Source organism: Rhodoferax sp. U2-2l (genome assembly GCF_020594515.1).
Taxonomy (GTDB): domain Bacteria; phylum Pseudomonadota; class Gammaproteobacteria; order Burkholderiales; family Burkholderiaceae_C; genus Rhodoferax.
On sequence record NZ_JAJCTH010000039.1, the window covers coordinates 1 to 1,116 of the forward strand.

Consider the following 1,116-nt stretch of genomic DNA (forward strand, 5'->3'; position numbering starts at 1 on the left):
TTAAGCAAGAATCTTGGCAACCACACCAGCGCCAACGGTCTTGCCGCCTTCACGGATCGCAAAGCGCAGACCTTCTTCCATGGCGATGGGGGCAATCAGCTTGACGGTGATCGACACGTTGTCACCAGGCATCACCATTTCCTTGCCTTCTGGCAACTCGATGGCACCGGTCACGTCCGTGGTACGGAAGTAGAACTGGGGACGGTAGTTGCTGAAGAACGGGGTGTGACGGCCACCTTCGTCTTTGGACAACACGTAGACTTCACCGGTGAAGTGGGTGTGCGGTTTGATCGAGCCCGGCTTGCACAGCACTTGGCCGCGCTGGACGTCTTCACGCTTGGTGCCGCGCAGCAAGATGCCGACGTTGTCGCCTGCTTGACCTTGGTCGAGCAGTTTGCGGAACATTTCAACACCGGTGCAGGTGGTCTTCTGGGTGTCATGGATGCCGACGATTTCGATTTCTTCGCCGACTTTGACGATGCCGCGCTCGATACGACCGGTCACCACGGTACCACGACCCGAGATGGAGAACACGTCTTCCACTGGCATCAGGAAGGCACCGTCCACAGCGCGCTCGGGCGTGGGGATGTAGCTGTCCAGGGCTGCTGCGAGTTTGATGATGGAGCCTTCACCGAGTTCACCCTTGTCGCCTTCCATGGCGAGTTTGGCGGAGCCGTGGATGATGGGGGTGTCGTCGCCGGGGAAGTCATACTTGTCCAGGAGTTCGCGCACTTCCATTTCAACCAGTTCCAGCAACTCGGCGTCGTCCACCATGTCGCACTTGTTCAGGTAGACGATGATGTAAGGCACACCAACCTGGCGAGCCAGCAGGATGTGTTCGCGGGTCTGGGGCATGGGGCCGTCAGCAGCGGAGCAGACCAGAATGGCACCGTCCATCTGGGCGGCACCGGTGATCATGTTTTTCACATAGTCAGCGTGGCCGGGGCAGTCAACGTGAGCGTAGTGGCGATTTTCAGTCTCGTATTCCACGTGGGCGGTGTTGATGGTGATGCCACGGGCTTTTTCTTCGGGGGCTGCGTCGATTTGGTCGTAGGCTTTGGCCTGGCCACCAAACTTGGCTGCCAGCACGGTGGTGATGGCTGCGGTCAGGGTGGT

1 protein-coding gene is annotated in these 1,116 nt (G+C 59.1%); it reads right to left on the reverse strand.

What is annotated here, in order from left to right:
• Window positions 1–1,116, reverse strand: a 1,116-nt coding sequence (tuf, locus tag LHU53_RS19575) for an elongation factor Tu (RefSeq protein ID WP_227334464.1), incomplete at its 5' end; no start/stop codon positions are given.